This is a genomic window from Mesobacillus jeotgali (assembly GCF_002874535.1).
Classification (GTDB): domain Bacteria; phylum Bacillota; class Bacilli; order Bacillales; family Cytobacillaceae; genus Mesobacillus; species Mesobacillus jeotgali.
On record NZ_CP025025.1, the window covers coordinates 561,615 to 578,907 of the forward strand.

General features: G+C 40.8%; 15 protein-coding genes. 14 read left to right on the top strand and 1 reads right to left on the bottom strand.

The window, feature by feature from the left end:
• Positions 1–59 precede the first annotated feature (59 nt).
• The 12 genes from CD004_RS02730 to CD004_RS02785 all read left to right on the top strand — a co-directional run bounded on the left by CD004_RS02730 (position 60) and on the right by CD004_RS02785 (position 11,829).
• Positions 60–692, top strand: a complete 633-nt coding sequence (locus CD004_RS02730) for a TasA family protein (RefSeq protein ID WP_102261370.1) — start codon at positions 60–62, stop codon at positions 690–692.
• A 56-nt stretch (positions 693–748) separates the two neighbouring features.
• Positions 749–1,576, top strand: coding sequence for a TasA family protein (locus CD004_RS02735; RefSeq protein ID WP_102261371.1), 828 nt, complete (start codon positions 749–751; stop codon positions 1,574–1,576).
• A gap of 77 nt (positions 1,577–1,653) precedes the next feature.
• Positions 1,654–2,271 carry an LPXTG cell wall anchor domain-containing protein gene (locus CD004_RS02740; protein WP_102261372.1) on the top strand — a complete coding sequence of 206 codons (618 nt, stop codon included), beginning with the start codon at positions 1,654–1,656 and terminating at the stop codon, positions 2,269–2,271.
• 165 nt (positions 2,272–2,436) lie between these two features.
• Entirely contained in the window at positions 2,437–2,736 is a 300-nt protein-coding gene (locus CD004_RS02745) for a DUF5658 family protein (protein WP_102261373.1), read from the top strand.
• A 118-nt stretch (positions 2,737–2,854) separates the two neighbouring features.
• Complete coding sequence (locus CD004_RS02750) at positions 2,855–4,390, top strand: SulP family inorganic anion transporter (protein ID WP_158651471.1); 1,536 nt, start codon at positions 2,855–2,857, stop codon at positions 4,388–4,390.
• Between the two features lie 280 nt (positions 4,391–4,670).
• Entirely contained in the window at positions 4,671–5,696 is a 1,026-nt protein-coding gene (locus CD004_RS02755) for an ABC transporter ATP-binding protein (protein WP_102261375.1), read from the top strand.
• Positions 5,671–6,459 (top strand): ABC transporter permease, encoded by a 789-nt coding sequence (locus CD004_RS02760; protein ID WP_102261376.1) that lies wholly within the window; start codon positions 5,671–5,673, stop codon positions 6,457–6,459. The genes CD004_RS02755 and CD004_RS02760 overlap by 26 nt, the downstream gene beginning before the upstream one ends.
• An 11-nt stretch (positions 6,460–6,470) precedes the next feature.
• The gene (locus tag CD004_RS02765) at positions 6,471–7,262 is read left to right on the top strand and encodes an ABC transporter permease (protein WP_102261377.1); all 792 of its coding nucleotides are present in this window, start codon (positions 6,471–6,473) and stop codon (positions 7,260–7,262) included.
• A 116-nt stretch (positions 7,263–7,378) separates the two neighbouring features.
• Positions 7,379–7,732, top strand: a complete 354-nt coding sequence (locus CD004_RS02770) for an SCP2 sterol-binding domain-containing protein (RefSeq protein ID WP_102261378.1) — start codon at positions 7,379–7,381, stop codon at positions 7,730–7,732.
• Between the two features lie 177 nt (positions 7,733–7,909).
• Positions 7,910–9,151 carry an ATP-binding protein gene (locus CD004_RS02775; RefSeq protein ID WP_102261379.1) on the top strand — a complete coding sequence of 414 codons (1,242 nt, stop codon included), beginning with the start codon at positions 7,910–7,912 and terminating at the stop codon, positions 9,149–9,151.
• Positions 9,152–9,346: 195 nt separating this feature from the next.
• Entirely contained in the window at positions 9,347–10,537 is a 1,191-nt protein-coding gene (locus CD004_RS02780; protein ID WP_102261380.1) for an HD-GYP domain-containing protein, read from the top strand.
• A 113-nt stretch (positions 10,538–10,650) separates the two neighbouring features.
• Positions 10,651–11,829 (top strand): hypothetical protein, encoded by a 1,179-nt coding sequence (locus CD004_RS02785; protein WP_102261381.1) that lies wholly within the window; start codon positions 10,651–10,653, stop codon positions 11,827–11,829.
• Positions 11,830–11,864: 35 nt separating this feature from the next.
• Here the strand turns inward: CD004_RS02785 and CD004_RS02790 are convergent, their stop codons facing one another.
• Positions 11,865–12,917, bottom strand: coding sequence for a M20 family metallopeptidase (locus CD004_RS02790; RefSeq protein ID WP_102261382.1), 1,053 nt, complete (start codon positions 12,915–12,917; stop codon positions 11,865–11,867).
• 411 nt (positions 12,918–13,328) lie between these two features.
• Here CD004_RS02790 and CD004_RS02800 point away from each other — a divergent pair, with 411 nt between their 5' ends.
• Positions 13,329–15,716, top strand: coding sequence for an immune inhibitor A domain-containing protein (locus tag CD004_RS02800; RefSeq protein ID WP_180321273.1), 2,388 nt, complete (start codon positions 13,329–13,331; stop codon positions 15,714–15,716).
• 388 nt (positions 15,717–16,104) lie between these two features.
• Positions 16,105–17,247, top strand: coding sequence for a DEAD/DEAH box helicase (locus CD004_RS02805; RefSeq protein WP_102261385.1), 1,143 nt, complete (start codon positions 16,105–16,107; stop codon positions 17,245–17,247).
• Positions 17,248–17,293 lie beyond the last annotated feature (46 nt).

Sequence of the window (17,293 nt, forward strand, 5' to 3'; positions counted from 1 at the left end):
TTTAGAGTGCACATATACATACCCAATTTGGGTGAGAATTATTTGAGGAGGAATATTAAATGAGTATCAAAAAGAAGATGGGCATTGGCATCTTAGCTGGCGCATTGGGTGTATCACTTATCGGTGGGGGGACTTGGGCAGCATTTAACGATGTTGAAACGCTAGACAATTCTTTTAATGCGGGAACATTGGATTTGACTACTAATCCACAGACTGAGTTATTCAATTTGAGTAATCTCAAACCTGGTGATCACTTCACAAAAACAATTACTCTTGGGAACAATGGGTCTCTTGCAATTGATGATATTTTCTTAACTACTGAAGTAAGTGATTGGGTGGATAAAACGCATGATCATCTGCCATTAAGTGCAAATGGATTTGAAGATGGTAAAAACTCAGAAGAAGAATTCTTAAAACAATTTAAAGTGACGGTTAAACGTGGTACGGACGTAGTATATGATGGAGATGCATTTGGATTAAGCAACCTTACTAATAGCGAAATTTCTGGAAGTAATGCGAGTGCAGCTATTATTCCAGGAGGGTCAATGCAATTTGAAGTATATGTAGAATTTAAAAATGATCCAACATCATATATAGGTAGCAGGCTACAAGAACAAAATAAATTCCAGGATGAAGGCGCAAGTATTTCATTAAAGTTTGAAGGAACCCAAATGCCTGGAGAAGATAAGTAAAAATAAGATAATTTCATTTCTTAATAGAACCTAAAATTACGTAGGAGGAGTAAAAAATGAGTCTTAAAAAGAAATTAACATTGGGAGCAATGTCATCTGCTTTAGGTCTTTCACTAGTTGCTGGAGGGACATGGGCAGCATTTAATGATATTGAAACTGTGAATGGATCTGTTGCGAACGGCAATCTAAAATTAGAATTAAATGCAGTAGATGGTGGTCCTACAAACTTTACGGTATCAGATTTAAAACCTGGAGATTCAATGACAAGGCAGTTTGAGCTAAAGAATGTTGGTTCATTAGCGATTAAAGATGTTCTTCTTTCAATAGATAGCATTAATTTTAATGATTATGGTTATGATTCAAATGGGAACAGAGATACTTCCGAAGTTGCTGCTGATGCAGATTCGGATATCTTTGGTAAAAATACTGATCTCGAATACTTAGAGCAATTTCAAATTACTTTAGCTAGAACTGGAATCGAAGGTGCCGAAGAAGAAATTATCAATTCCGGTGATGATATTACTTTAGCTGATGTATATAAAGCAACGAACCAAGGGGATACAACTGCTATCAATAAGCTTGATGCAGCTCTAGGAAATCATTGGGAAGATAACAGAATTAACTTAGTGTCAACAGCAACAAACAAATGGCAAGGTCTACCTGCTGATCCAAGGGATTGGGATACTGTAGAACTAACAATTGAATTTGTTGAATATGGTACTGCAGCTCTAGGAGATGTAGAAAACCAGAACAAATATCAAGGCGATAAAGTTGACGTAAACTTTACTTTAGAAGCACGGCAATGGGATGGCCAAGATGTATCTGATGAAGAAGGAGTTATCGAATCTAATAGTAAGGCTAAAAATGGTGCATATGGAAACTAATTAATGAGAATAAAAGGTGGGTATTAACCCACCTTTTATTTAGGGATAATATTTCTTAATTAGTGTGGTGATTATCAATGAAAAAAGGGATTTTATTAAATGCTTTTACTTTGACTATTATTATTAATCTTTTTCTTTCAAGTATTGGCTACTCACAAGTGAATAATAGCGAAAAAGAAATCGATATATCCACGAGCGCTCATAAAGTATTTTTTAATTTAAGTAATTTAAAACCAGGAGATTATTTCACTAAGGAACTAACAGTAAGTAATAAGGGGAAACAAAATTTTTCTTATTTGTTTAGTAACAAATTTCTTACAGGATCTGAGAAGTTTTATAATGAGATATTATTAAAGGTATCAGATAATAAACAATTATTGTTCGAGGGAAAGTTAAAAGATTTTACTAAATTAGAGGCAAGAAGATTAGAAAGTAGTCAATCAGAAAAACTCTATTTTTGGGTAAAGGTACCATATGAACTAGGTAATGATTTTCAAGGTTTGGGATGTGAATTCCAATTTAAATTTTATGCAGAGGGAACTTTAGGTGGTATATTACCAACTGATGGTCCCAAACTTCCTAATACAGCTACAGGGGTATTTAATTTAATGCTTATTGGAATTAGTTTAATTGTAGGAGGAATAGGATTTTTCTATTATGCTATGTGGAGAAGGAAAACTCTGATGATTGAGTAGAACACCTTGATTAAAATTTAATCAAGGTGATTCTTTGTAATTAATAATAGATAATCATCTTTAAATGTTAAAAAAAGAGTTTCTAAGGGAATACTATCTACCAAACAAAGCCCTTATAATTTGTCTATGCAGTACTATATTAAGAACAATCTGGGGTGAAAGCTGATGACGCGCCTGTTTGTTTACCTAGCCATCCTGAACCTATTAGACGCATCAGTTACCTGGTTCGGCCTCAAACATGCGTTCATATCTGAGCTTAATCCGCTTATGCAGGTGGTCTATCAAGTGAATCCCACGTTGTTCGTCCTCACGAAAGCTGCTCTTTCTGTATTCCTTTTATTGTTCATTGTGTTGAAGAAGGTTCCTCGTTCTTCCTTGCTCAAGGGAGTGATAATTTTTGCCTCCGTCTCGTATACGGCGATTGTCTTCATGCATGGCTTTTGGCTGGTGCACATTTTTTTATAGTGGATAGGTTGAGAAGTTCCTCAATTTTTCATTTCTTTTTTCCTCAGCATATTTCCGATTCGTTTTTTCAGGCGTATAATTTTTCTTATAAATGTATAAGAAAGAAGGCGTATCAAACATGTTTCAAACCCTGAAGCGTGAATTGCTGGCCGGGATTACGGTTTCGGTTGTTGCGCTGCCGCTTGCGTTGGCTTTTGGGATGCAGGCGACGGGTAATTCGGATGGGGCCATCATTGGTTTGTATGGTGCCATCATTACTGGTTTTTTTGCTGCTTTGTTTGGCGGGACGAAGGGACAGGTGACTGGGCCGACTGGTCCGATTACAATTATCTTTACTGGGATTGTGGCGACTCAGGGATTGGAGTATGCTTTCATTGCCGCGTTCATGGGTGGGCTATTTCAAATTGTATTTGGCCTACTTAAAGCAGGCAATTATTTAAAGTTCATTCCGTTGCCGGTCGTCAGCGGTTTTATGAACGGAATTGCCATAATCATTATCATGGGACAGCTGCAGTATGTGACGGGCAGCTTTTTGGTCGTGCTGTTGACGATTGTCTTTATGCTGGTTGCGATGAAGTGGATCAAAACTATCCCGCCAAGCTTGATGGCACTGATTTTAGGGACTGTGGCAGTAATCCTACTGGAAAAGGTAGTTCCTGCCGTTCATTTTACACTGCCATTTTTCGATGATTTTATTTTTATTGACAGCGCAGAAAGAATTGGTGAGATTCCGAAAGGGCTGCCGCAATTCCATCTACCCATTGCTGACCTGGGTGTTATCATCCAATTGATTCCTGCGGCAATAAGCATCGCGGTCCTTGGCTCAATTGATTCATTGCTGACCTCTGTTGTTATGGACAATATGACGGGTACGAAGCACAAGAGCAACAAAGAATTAATTGGCCAGGGGATTGGTAATACCTTTGCCGGTTTGTTCGGTGCGATGCCAGGTGCTGGGGCGACAGTCAGGTCGGTAGTCAATTTGCGCAGCGGTGGACAGACTGCTTTATCAGCTATGTTACATAGTGTAGCTTTGCTGCTTTTCATGCTTGTCTTCGGTCCCCTTGCAGAAGAAATTCCCCTCGCAGTGCTTGCGGGAATTTTAATCATGACAGGTATTACAATGTTCGATTATGACAGTTTGAAAATCCTTAAGGATGAGCCTCGCACAGATGCAGCGGTCATGCTGGTGACGATGGCTTTGACAGTTGCGATTGATCTAATGGTAGCGGTTGGAGTCGGCATTGTGATGAGTGCATTAGTTTTCATGAAGAGGATGAGTGAGGAAGGCTTCAAAATCAATAGTAAAACGGAAAATGGTTTAAAGGTATATAGCCTGGAAGGGCCGCTTTACTTTGGGGCCACAGAGCTAATAACGAAGACGATCAGTTCAGATAACAGTCTTGATATAGTTATAGATATAGAAAAAGTAACGGTTGTTGATGCTTCTGGTGCACTGCTTCTGCTGCAGCTTAAGGAACAACTAAAAGAGAGAGGGCAGAACCTGTATCTTGTCGGGAATGACCTCGATCTTGGCGGGATCCTGCGGAAGATGAATATATTCCATGGATTTGGCACTGCCGGACACTTTGAAACTATGGAAGAATTAATCACGTATTTGAAGTTTAATAACAAATTAGTTCACGGTTCCTGAGTAAAATGCGGCAGCCCATATTTTTTCATAATACTGTTGCCAAAATTTTCTTTAACAGGTACAATATGAAAGTATTCAATTAACCTAAGGAGGCAGTCGGAATGATTGATCGTAATCAAGCAACTAAATCAATTTCATATGTTTTACCTTCGGCCTGCCTGTATTGTGTGTAGTAGCGCTTATTTTTGTCTTGTTAAAATAACTGCGTAACCACGGACTGGGATGTCTGTGGTTTTTTTGCGCCTAAAAAAGCGAATGTATGTTCTTGGGGAGTGATAATGTGATTACAGTTGAGAATTTGAAAAAGGAATATAAATTGGTGAAGCGAGACCCTGGTCTTAAGGGGGCAATCAAGTCGCTTTTTAACCGGAAGTATGAGACGAAGCATGCGGTGAAGGGGATTAATTTTACGATTGAGCAGGGTGAGACGGTTGGCTATATCGGCGCGAATGGTGCGGGGAAGTCCACTACGATCAAGATGCTGACGGGAATCCTGACACCGACGTCGGGAAAGGTAACGGTGAATGGGCTAGTACCGTATGAAAATCGTCAGAAGAATGCAGTGAATATTGGAGCAGTCTTCGGGCAGCGGACGCAGCTATTCTGGGATATCCCTGTCCGTGAATCTTATAATCTGTTAAAACATATTTACGAGATTCCGGAGCAAGAGTATCAGGAGACAGTCGAGATGTTCACGGAAGTCTTGAACCTTGAACCGCTTCTTGGCATCCCGGTCCGACAGCTCTCGCTAGGGCAAAAAATGCGCTGTGAACTTGCTGCTGCCTTCCTTCACAGGCCAAAAGTTGTTTACCTGGATGAGCCGACAATCGGTCTAGATATTGCGGTAAAAGTAAAAATCAGAAAGTTTATCAAGGAAATGAATCAGCGCTGGGGCACAACAGTGCTACTGACTACACATGACATGCAGGACATTGAGGAAATTTGCGACCGGATCATCATTATTGATGGCGGTACTATTTTATACGATGGTGGGCTTGAGCAGATTAAAAAACAATTCGGCCAACAGCGGGTAATCCATTTTGAGCTAGCGGATAAAGAAAAATTTATATTGCCTGCATCGCTGAACGGTCAGGTGGAAGTTTTACCGAATGAGGAAGAAACAAAGGTCAGCTTATCGTTTGACCATGAGACTGTTAAAAGCTCGTTCGTCATTTCGGAAATGATGAGCATGTATGAAATTGGAGATTTGAATATTGCCGATCCTAAGATCGAGACGATCGTAGAGGAGCTGTACAACAAACAGGAACAGGGGGGAGAGCATGAGAAAGTATTGGCAAATAGCTAAAGGGCGGATGCAGGAGAACACTGCCTATTCCGCCTGGTACTGGGCCGGGACCGTTTCTGCAGTGATGAGGCTGTTGATTATTTACTTCTTCTGGCAGGCAGTTTATGCGAACCAGACAACGATTGAAAATATCAATCTGGAAACGATGATAACTTATATTGTCATTGCGATGCTGCTTCAGGGGTTTGTTGGCGGTGTCGGGAATGAGCTTGCCGAGAATATCAAGGAGGGGCAGGTAGCGATTGAGCTGATGCGCCCTTACGATTTGATTTTTAAAATGTTCGCGGTTGATGTGGGTGAGAAAGTCATGTACTTGATTCAGGGAACGATCCCGATGATATTGATTGCTTACTTCTTCATGGATTTAAGCTTTCCAAAATCACCTGAGACGATTTTGCTATTCGTGATGAGTGCGCTGGTGGGAATCTGGATCGGAACATTTTTTGATTTCCTCGTCGGTGTCCTCGCCTTCTGGACAGTCAATGTCTGGGGAGTCAGAGTACTAAAGGAGTCACTGATAACGTTTTTCTCGGGAGCTTTGGTACCAATCACGCTTTTCCCGGATTGGCTCAGAACCATCACTGAGTTCCTGCCGTTTCAGGCAATGGTGTATCTGCCAGTTTCGATTTATTCTGGGCTGATCACTGGAACGGAAGCTTATATGGCGCTTGGAGTCCAGCTGTTTTGGCTGATTTCATTGTATGTTTTAGTAAGGGTAATCTGGTCGCAGGCGATTAAGCAGATTACGATTTTCGGAGGATAGGAGGCGATTCTATGCGTCGTTATACGAGATTATATTGGGAGTTTGCGAAGAGCCATATGAAGGTGATGATGGAATACCGGATTGACTTTTTGATCGGTGTCGCCTCAGTAATGCTTGAGCAGTTCGCTTCGATCTTTTTTGTAAAAGTGGTGTTCGACCACATTGAGCAGATCAATGGCTGGTCGTTTTACGAGATATTGTTCATTTACGGAATTGCGGCAACGGGCCGTTCGATTCACCAGATTTTCTTTGATAATTTATGGACGCTCGGCTGGCAATATATCAGGCCAGGAAAACTTGATCGCTTGCTGATCAGGCCGGTCAATCCATTGTTCCATGTGGTGGCAGATCGACTGCATCAAGATGGATTCGGCCAGCTGATTATCGGCTTGATTATTCTTGGGACAGCGATTCCGCAGCTTGACCTCGTTTGGGGAGCAGCGGAAATTGCGATGCTGGTTGTCATGATCATCTCGTCTGGATTGATTTTCGTGGCGATTAACTTATTTTTTGCGACATTCAGTTTCTGGATGATCGACAGTCTTCCTATAGTATGGGCTGTCTTCAACCTGAGTGATTTTGCCAGATACCCGCTGACGATCTACCACAAGGGAATTCGCATGTTCCTGACTTGGATCATTCCTTATGGATTCACTGCATTCTACCCGGCAGCTTATTTTATCGACAAGTCTGGCTACAAGGAATTCGCGCTTTGGACCCCGGTTGCAGCGATTGTTTGCTGTGTCCTTGCCTATGCATTCTGGAACAAAGGATTGATGGCTTTCGCGAGTACGGGCAGTTAGCTAAAAGCAACCCGACGAATATAGGGAATTATCAGATAATACGTTCGTTTTCGGATTGCCCAATAGGACTTCCGTCGGGTATGATGGAAATAAATAGGTTGATAGGAGTGGCGAAGATGGAAAATAAGTCGATCAGAGAAGTATGGCAAGAAATCGAAAGGGTCATGAAAGAAAGGCCTGAACCCATTCAAGGCATGAATACGGTCTATCAATATGACATCACTGGGGATGACAGCGGGACATTCCAATTGCTGATTTCACGAGGAACTGCCCGGGTTGTTGAAGGAACAGAAGAAACACCAGATTGTACCCTGAAGCTGTCAGATCAAAACTTCAAGAAGATGATCATGGGCAAACTCAACGGCACTGCCGCCTTCATGACAGGTAAGCTTAAAATCCAGGGCAGCATGGGACTCGCCCTCAAACTCGAAGGAATCCTCAACGAATACAACCTAAGCGAAACGGCATAAAGAAATGGATCAGGCATCTAAAACAGCCTGGTCCATTTTTCATTCCATAAAAAATTCCTTTCCATCCATAAAAAATATTAATTGAAAATCCATTGCATAATGAGACAAAATGTAACAAGAAGTGACACATCCTGATATAATAAAGCTAACAAGTTTTCAGATTTAAGGAGATTCCGTATGGAACCATTTAAAAAAAACTCGATTTTAATATATGAAGAAGTTAAAGCAGTTAAGTTCTTTTTGTGGACTTTTTATATCATATTATTTGCTTATGATTTGGCCTATTATTTTTTTATTCCTCAGTATGGTGGTGAGGGAACTGTAGTTGGTTTCCCTGATGGTAGCATGGGTTTTGTAATGCACTTTCTTCTCCTCTTATTGCTCCCTGTTGCTATATATTTTATTAAAAAAGGCATACCAGAAAAAATTAAGTACATGTATATTTTTAGTTTCATGTTGCTCGATTTTATTAATAATGCCATGATCTTTTGGGGAAACGATAAGGAGTTTACTGGCGGGCATATTCTTGAGGTATATTTTATTCTGTTCTCGCCTATTTTTGTTGATAAACGTTTCTTCATGGTGGCTTCGATTGGTTTATTTTTGAAATATCTTCTGGATGGAATGTTGTTCCATTCAAATAATGTGATTTTCCCGATTGCTCTTATTATTTTTATCTCGTCAATTACCTGGGTGTTGTTATCTAGATTCCAATCATATATAACAGCGATAACATCCATCCATGAAGACTTAAGGCAAAAGGAAAAATTAGCTGTTATTGGTCAAATGGCCACGGCAATTGCTCATGAGATTAAGAACCCTTTATCCTCACTAAAAGGCTTCACGCAGCTTCAGAAGGAGAAAGACAAAGATGATGATCACTATTATCCTATTATGCTAAGTGAGATTGATAGGATAAACTCGATTGTGACAAACCTCTTGATTTTAGGTAAGCCTAATACGGGCGAGAAGAGTACGAAAAATTTGAAGGGAATAATTGAGTATGTGCTTGTAGTGATTGAACCTCATGCCGATAGAATGAATGTTAAAGTTGAGTTGGACCTTACAGATAGTCCGGGTTTAATATGTGACGAGAATCAATTAAAACAGGTATTTATCAATTTGATTAAAAATGCCATGGAGTCCATGCCTGAAGGTGGTACAGTAAAAATTACATCTCAAGTCAAAAATGATACTGCGACGGTATCAATTCAAGATGAGGGATGTGGAATTGAGTCTGACAAATTACAAAAGCTCGGTGAACCATTTTATACAACCAAAGAAAATGGTAATGGGCTAGGTTTAATGGTGACTAAGAAAATAATTGAAGAGCATAATGGACAATTAAATATAAATAGTGAATTAAACAAGGGAACAACCGTAGAGGTTAGACTCCCTTTAAGCCTCGAAAAAAAATAAAATCATCATAAATAAATCAAAAGGACTATTCTTTGAATGGTCCTTTTGGTTTATAATGAGAAAAAATGTCGTATTTGGTCGAATTATAATAGGTATAAATACTCATATTTTGTTCAGGAGTTTATAGCCTATTAATTTAGGCTTAAATTAGGCGATAACAAGGGTAGCATAGTTGAACGAACGAGAGGTACCAATATGTATAACGAGAAAATTAATCAAACACTAATTTATGAAGAGCAAAGAGCATTGAAGTGGTTCTTGGTTTTATTTTACACAGTCTATTTAATATATGAAGTGTTTTATCACAGCTTTTATAAAAATATAGACTTAAATTTACCCCGAGAAATAAATTATTGGGTCTATATTTGGCTGTTTATTGCTTTACCAATATTTATTTTATTGAAAAAGAAAGAAAAAATTTACAAGTTTAAATATGTTTTTATAATTGGTTACTTTCTTACCTCGATAATGAGTGAAGTTTCCATATATTCAAAGGGTAACCTCGAATATCAAAGCGGGAATGCCGTAGAAATCATAGCTGTTTTATTCACCCCATTTTTTGTTAATACACGTTTCTTCCGGGTTGTAACTGGCACATTGATATTTAAATATGCTTTTTTTGGATTTTATCTAGACTCTGAAAATACGATTGGTCCTATAGTGTTGGTATTAATATTGAGTGGGATAGCTTACTTAATTTTAGTTCGCTTTCAAAGCTATCTAAAAACTATTAAAGAATCTTATGATTATCAGCTGCAAGGTATAGTTAAAGGAGTAATAGCAACAATCGAATTAAAGGATCCATATACCCGGGGACATAGTGAACGGGTGGCACATTATGCCCAAACTTTGGCAAGAGAGACGGGTAGGTTTTCTCAAGAGGAACTAAGTGCATTTAACTACTCTTGTTTATTGCATGATATTGGAAAGGTTAATATACCTGACTCTATCTTAATGAAGCCAGGAAAGCTCTCTAAAGGTGAGTTTGATATAATTAAGACTCATCCTTCGGTTGGTGCGGAAGCGATCCTTAAAGTGAAGGGTCTAGAAAGTAGTATAGCTGTTATAATGTCCCATCATGAAAGGTGGGATGGTAAGGGATATCCAGAAAATCTTAAGGGAGAGTCAATACCATTTTTAGCCCGGGTTGTTTCAATTGCAGATGCTTTTGATGCAATGACATCATCAAGGTCCTATCGGAACGCTCTCTCTGTTGATGAGGCATATGCCAGAATAATAGATGGACAAGGGTCTCAATTTGATCCTCAATTAGTAGAGATGTTTAAAAAAATCTTCCCTAAATGGGTTCAATATCATCAGAGTTACGATTGGTCTACCACCCTTTCAAGTGAAGATTATAAAAATAGAGAGGAGGTAACAGTATGAAGATTCGTAAACTCAAAAAGGTAAAGACAACTTGCTGGTGGTGTATTCTTTTATAAGGTATCAGAAAGGGATCAGCTTTATAGCCTGATTCCTTTCTTTAAACAGGAGGCTTTATGGGACTTACATATACTTCAGAAATTTCATTGCTTCCTCTGAAAGTGAGAAAAGATAAACGTTATTATATCGTCGAAGATGAAGCTACTGGTGATTTCTATGAAATGCCAGAGGTTTGTATTACTGCTATAGAGTTATTGAATAAAGCGATTCCCCTGAGGGAAATCGAAAAGTCCTTGAATGCCCGGTATCCGAATGAAGATATTGACGTCCTGGGATTTATTGACCAGCTCTTAGAACTTAATTTGGTTAAAGAAATTGATGGTATCCCTATCCAAAGAAGTTATGTGGATCATTTTAACTCTAGCAATACCTGGATTCCAGAATCTCTCGGCCGCTTCTTCTTCAACACTATCAGTTCAAAGTTTTACATCCTTTTACTCGTAGCAAGCACAGTATTAATTTTGTTTAATCCAAATCTATTCCCGCGCTATTCGGACCTATTTGCTTTTGATCTGATGTTCCAAAATGTCCTGGCCTTGCTTCTGATTAGCTTCTTCCTTGTAATCCTGCACGAATTCGGTCATGTGCTTGCCGTCCGATCCGAGGGCTTACCAGCAAAAATAGAAGTGGGGCACCGTCTGTTTTTTGTTGTTTTGGAGACGGATATGTCGCAGGTGTGGAAATTGCCCGCTGAAAAGCGAAATAAGCTGTTCCTTGCGGGGATGTATTTTGATATCGTGGTTCTTTTCCTTGCATTATCTGCCCAGCTCTTCATGACCGAAAATAGCCTAACAATGGGTGTATCGAAGTTGGTGGTACTGAACACGTTTATCCGTCTGATCTATCAGGCAGCTGTGTTTATGAAGACGGATTTATATTATGTCATTGAAAACACAACGGGCTGCTACAATCTGATGGAAAATGGGCGTAACTTCCTGTCAAAATGGCTGCCTTTTCTAAGAGTGCCAGAAACGGAAACGTTCGACGGGGAAGAGAAGTTCGTTCGCAGATATGCAGGGTTCTATCTTTCTGGTATCCTGCTCACCCTAATCATCACCGCCTACTACTACATCCCGCAAATAATCTTCGCGGTGAACGAAATTATGATGCCTGGATTTTATGAACCAATCACAAGCATCCGTTTTTGGGATTCGGTTGTCTTTTTGCTGCAATTAGTGTTAGTTTCGGGTTTATTGCTATACTCATGGACAAAGAAATATCGTTTAAGCAGTTAAAAAGACAGCCGGGTGGCTGTCTTTTCGTTTAAACTTTAATAAGTTTTAACGTAATCTATTAAAATATCTTTATACTTTTCAAGTGATTCCAGCTCGACAAATTCGTCATCTCCGTGCCAGTTTGCCCCGCTTGGCCCGAACTCGATTGCCGGGATTCCATGTGCTGCGAAATACTGGGTGTCTGCTGCCCCGTGTTGGCCGAATAAGACTGCTTCACCAGCGACATGTTTTTCCAAAATAGGTTCCAGCTGTGTGATGAATGGGTCATCCTTCTTTGTCGCCACAGGGATTCCTTTTAGGCTGACTGTAACTTTTCCATCTGAAATACCTTTGATTTGCTGGACAATCGTATCGGAATCTTGTCCAGGTAGATAGCGAATATCAAGGGACATGACGCAATGATCAGGCACCTTGTTAAAAACCTCACCGCCCGAGATGATGGCAAGGTTAATAGATGGTGATTGGTAGAAATCGGAGCTTTCCTTTGTGAAAGGCAATTGAAGCAGCTTTTCATAAATTTGATAGGCTTTGACGATCGCATTTTCACCTTCCCAAGGCCTGCTGCCGTGAGCCGCCTTTCCGGTAACCTCGACTTCGATTCTCAAAACACCCTTTGCTTGCAGTGCGATTCCTAGCTGGGTCGGTTCAGAGGCAATCACAAAGTCACCGCGATAGCCATTTTCCACAAGATAACCGGTACAATTCATCCCGCCAATCTCTTCGTCGGAAACAATCTGCAGCTGGATTTTCACTCCGAGTTTTTGATTCTGCAATTCTTTCATCGCAACCATCATCGCTGCAACTCCAGCTTTCATATCAGCTGCGCCCCTTGCGTAGATCCGGCCATCCTTTTCAACGGGAACGAACTGCTCCTTTTTACCGCTGACCACATCAACATGTCCGTTGAATACTATGGTTTTATCTCCCGCGCCAATCTCACAGACGAGCATTTTATATCCATTATTCTCAATCAAATTTGGCTTTAATTCATGCTCAATAAGCCATTGCTTGCAAAACTCTACTGCCTGATTGGCACCTTCCTTTGTGGAGCTGTCAATCAGGATCAATTCCTTTAATAATTCCTTCATTGTTCAAACACTCCTTGAAAAAGGTTATACAGTACAATACCACTGGCAGTGGAGTTCAATCGTTAATGTAAATAGTACCAATTTACTTAGAATAATTCCTTAATTATTTTTGAGAAATCACTAATTTGTTGCTAGTCCATTCGAATCAAATTTAGAGACTCGAAGAAAATTTCCCAATATATAACTTTATTAAAATAGTTTTATTTACACTTACATTTGAGGTGAAAACAGGAAGAATGATGCAGTTTCTTTTTAAAATTAAGGTTTTCAGGCAAAAAAAGGCTAATTTTATAGATAAATATTACTATATTTTAAAAATTTACAATATTTTAAAACCTTGCTACAATTCGAATCAGAGTCTTCAGAAAATATGGAAATTCGAATCTAGGAAAATAGCAGGGGGTTATTTTTTTGAAGAAGAAGAGTTCGTTAAAGGTTCTTTCTAGCGTGGCGGCAAGTGCTGTCTTCGCTTCAACTTTATTTGCGGGATCATTTGCTGGACCAACTGCAGCTCCTAAGAGTGTGGCAGCTGCGACAGCTCCTGTATCTGCACCGATAGACTTGAACATTGTTGACCAGGATCGCCTGGCCAAAGCATTGCAGGAGCGCGGCCTGATTGCAAAAGGTGCTTCACAGGAAGAAGTCAACAAAGCGGTAACAGACTATATAAAGAAGAAGCAGGGCGCTAAAGCAGGCAAGACAGACAAGCACACTGCTGAAGATGAAATGGCCAAGAAGTCCAAGGACTTTTTGACAAAGCAAAAAGACAAGCTGACGAAGCAGCTTGACAAAGGGCATGAAAATTTTAAAAAGGGCAAGCCGACAGGTTATGCGAAAGTGGATTCTGCAAAGCAGGCTCCATACAATGGTGAAGTCAGAGAGGACAAGGTACTTGTTCTCTTAGCGGAATTCGCAGACTTCAAGCACAATAACATTGAGCAAGAAGAAGGCTATATGTACTCCGATGACTTCAGCCGTGAGCATTATGAAAAAATGCTGTTCGGTGACGAAGAGTTCACTTTGTTCAATGGTGAAAAAGTACAGACGTTCAAGCAATATTATGAAGAGCAATCTGGCGGAAGCTACACTGTAGATGGACATGTAACTGACTGGGTTACGGTACCTGGCAATGCTGCTGACTATGGTGATGACAATCCAGAAGGCGGACATGATAATTTAAATCCAAAGGGTCCCCGTGACTTCGTTAAAGATGCATTAGCAGCTGCAGTAGCTAATGGCACAGATCTTTCTGAATTTGACCAATTCGATTTATATGACCTTGATGGCGACGGCAACCAAAACGAGCCGGATGGCCTTGTTGACCACTTGATGGTTCTTCATGCTGGTGTCGGCCAGGAAGCTGGTGGCGGCAAGCTTGGTGACGATGCAATCTGGTCACACCGCTGGGTATTGAATGGTGTGTATAAGGTTCCTGGAACAGAAGGAAAAGCGCAAGTTCCTTATTGGGGCGGATCAATGGCTGCATACGATTACACAATCGAGCCTGAAGATGGCGCAGTTGGTGTATTCGCACACGAATTCGGCCATGACTTAGGTCTTCCAGATGAGTACGACACACAGTACACTGGACAAGGCGAGCCGGTAGCTTCTTGGTCCATCATGTCAGGCGGAAGCTGGAATGGAGCAGTAGCAGGTACAGAACCGACAAGCTTCTCTCCACAGAACAAGGAGTACTTCCAAAAGATCATGGGCGGCAACTGGGCTAACATTACGGAAGTAAACTATGAAGATATTGATGCAAATGGATTGACTGCGGTAATCGATCAGAGCGTAACTAAGTCAAAGAATAACGGCATCGTAAAAGTAAACCTTCCGAAGAAGAAGGTTCAGGGGATCAAGCCAGCATTCGGCGAGAAGTACTACTACAGCACAAAAGGTGATGACCTTCATACTGCTTTAGAAACACCTGTATTTGATCTTACAAATGCAACGAATGCAACTTTCGATTATAAAGCATGGTACGAAGTAGAATTTGATTATGACTATGTATTTGTAAATGCGGTAACTGAAGACGGCACAGAAGTTGAGTTGGATGTAATCGGTGATGAAAACACTGCTGGCGGCATGGAAACAACTCAAGGACAGTGGGAAGACAAGTCTTATGACCTAAGCCAGTTCGCAGGCCAGAAAGTGAAATTAACTTTTGATTATGTAACTGATGGAGGACTTGCTCCTGAAGGTTTCGCAATGGATAACCTGAGCCTGACTGTTGATGGCGCAGTTGCTTTCTCTGACGATGCAGAAGGCACTCAGCAAGTGACTCTTAATGGCTTTATCTCTTCAAACGGTTTGTTTGATAAAGACCACTACTACTATCTTGAGTGGAGAAACTACGCTGGCGCTGACAAAGGCTTAATTGAAGGCCGCGGCGTTAAGTACAACACTGGTTTGGTTGTTTGGTACGGTGACGACAGCTTCACAGACAACTGGGTTGGCGTTCACCCGGGCGAAGGCTTCATCGGGGTTGTTGACTCACATCCAGAAGCAATCGTCGGCACGCTTAATGGACAGGATTCTGTAAAGAGCAGCACACGCTACCAAATCTCTGACGCAGCATTCTCACTTGATAAGGCACCTGAATGGTATGTAGATTCTCCTTCACGCGGAATCTTTGACTACGAAGGACTTCCAGGTGTGACAACGTTTGATGACTCTAATAAGTACATCAACGAACTTATCCCGGATGCAGGCAAAAAGCTGCCTAACTACGGATTGAAGTTCCAGGTCATCGGCGAAGCGAAAGATAACTCTGCTGGTGCAGTTTGGATCCATAAATAAGGAAGAGTTTAAGACATCGGGCGATTTCTCGCTCGATGTTTTTTTGTGAAGTGTGAGGACAGCGCGGAGGTATAGCTCGTCTTTTTGTGAAGTGTGCAGACATTTTGGATTTATCGCTTGTCTTTTTGTTAATTGGTAAAAATCAGTGTTTTTTTCCAAGTCGCCAATAAAATCGGATTTTCGCCAATATATTAAAATTATCGCCAATAAAGCTGTGAAAATCGCGAATAAAATTGAATTTTCGCCAATAAAGTTGTGAAAACCGCCAATAAAACGGATTCAGGCAAAAAACAAAAAGTGCAAAGCTCCAATTTTCCGGGGAATACTGGACTTATAATCGTGTTTTAGCTAGTATCAATACTAGAATGTTTAACTGAAGGAGAAAATCATGTCAGAAACTCAACCAATTATTGCTCAACTACAACCATTCCTGCAGCAGGCCTGGGAGAAGGCCGGATTCGAGACGATGACTTCTGTCCAGACGACAGCGATTCCATTAATAATAGAAGGAAAGGATGTCGTCGCAGAATCACCGACTGGTACTGGTAAAACTTTGGCGTACCTGCTTCCTGTTTTAAATAAAATCGACGCTAAGATGCAGAATACACAGGCTGTCATCCTCGCTTCATCGCAGGAGCTTGTCATGCAGATCCTGTCTGAAATCCAGAAATGGGGAGAAGGCAGTGGAATCAAATCGGCAAGCCTGATCGGCGGTGCGAACCTGAAGCGCCAGATCGACAAACTGAAAAAGAGCCCGCATATCATCGTCGGAACTCCCGGCAGAACAAATGAACTAATCAAGCAGAAAAAGCTGAAAATGCACAAAGTCCATACAGTCGTCCTGGATGAAGGCGATCAGCTTTTAACACCGGAGCATAATGAAACGGTAAAAAGTATTGTAAAGTCAACACTTGCTGATCAAAGACAGCTACTATTATTTTCAGCAACTCTTCCAGAGACAGTTGAAAAATCAATCAAGAGATTGGCGAAAGATCCAGAGATGATCAATGTGAAAAAGGACGAAACAATCGATGCTGCAAAAGTAGAACATATTTACTTTCTCAGCGAGCAGCGTGACAAAATCAAAGTCCTTGAGAAAATTGCCCGCCTTGATGGAACGAAGTCACTTGTTTTCATCAAGGATATCGCGAACCTAACCATTGCTGCTGAAAAGCTGAAGTTCAAGGACATCCACGTCGGCCAGCTGCACAGTGATTTGGACAAGCAGGACCGTCAGCGTTATTTGAACAAGTTCCGGGACGGCAATGGCGAAATGCTGCTTGTCACCGATATCGCAGCGCGTGGATTGGACATTAAAGGTGTCACTCATGTTGTCCACTATGATTTCCCGAGAGAACAGGACCAATACGTCCACCGCTCCGGACGCACAGGCCGTTTTGGCGCGGAGGGAACCGTCATCTCGGTCGTCAACGAACGTGAAGAACGGGATTTGAAAAGGTTCTGCAAGGCACTTAATATTACACCGGTGCAAAAAGAATTTTACGGTGGTAAAATTGTTGACCCAGAATAATTATTTTGAAGCTATAGGACTTTTTCCTATAGCTTTTTTACTGCAT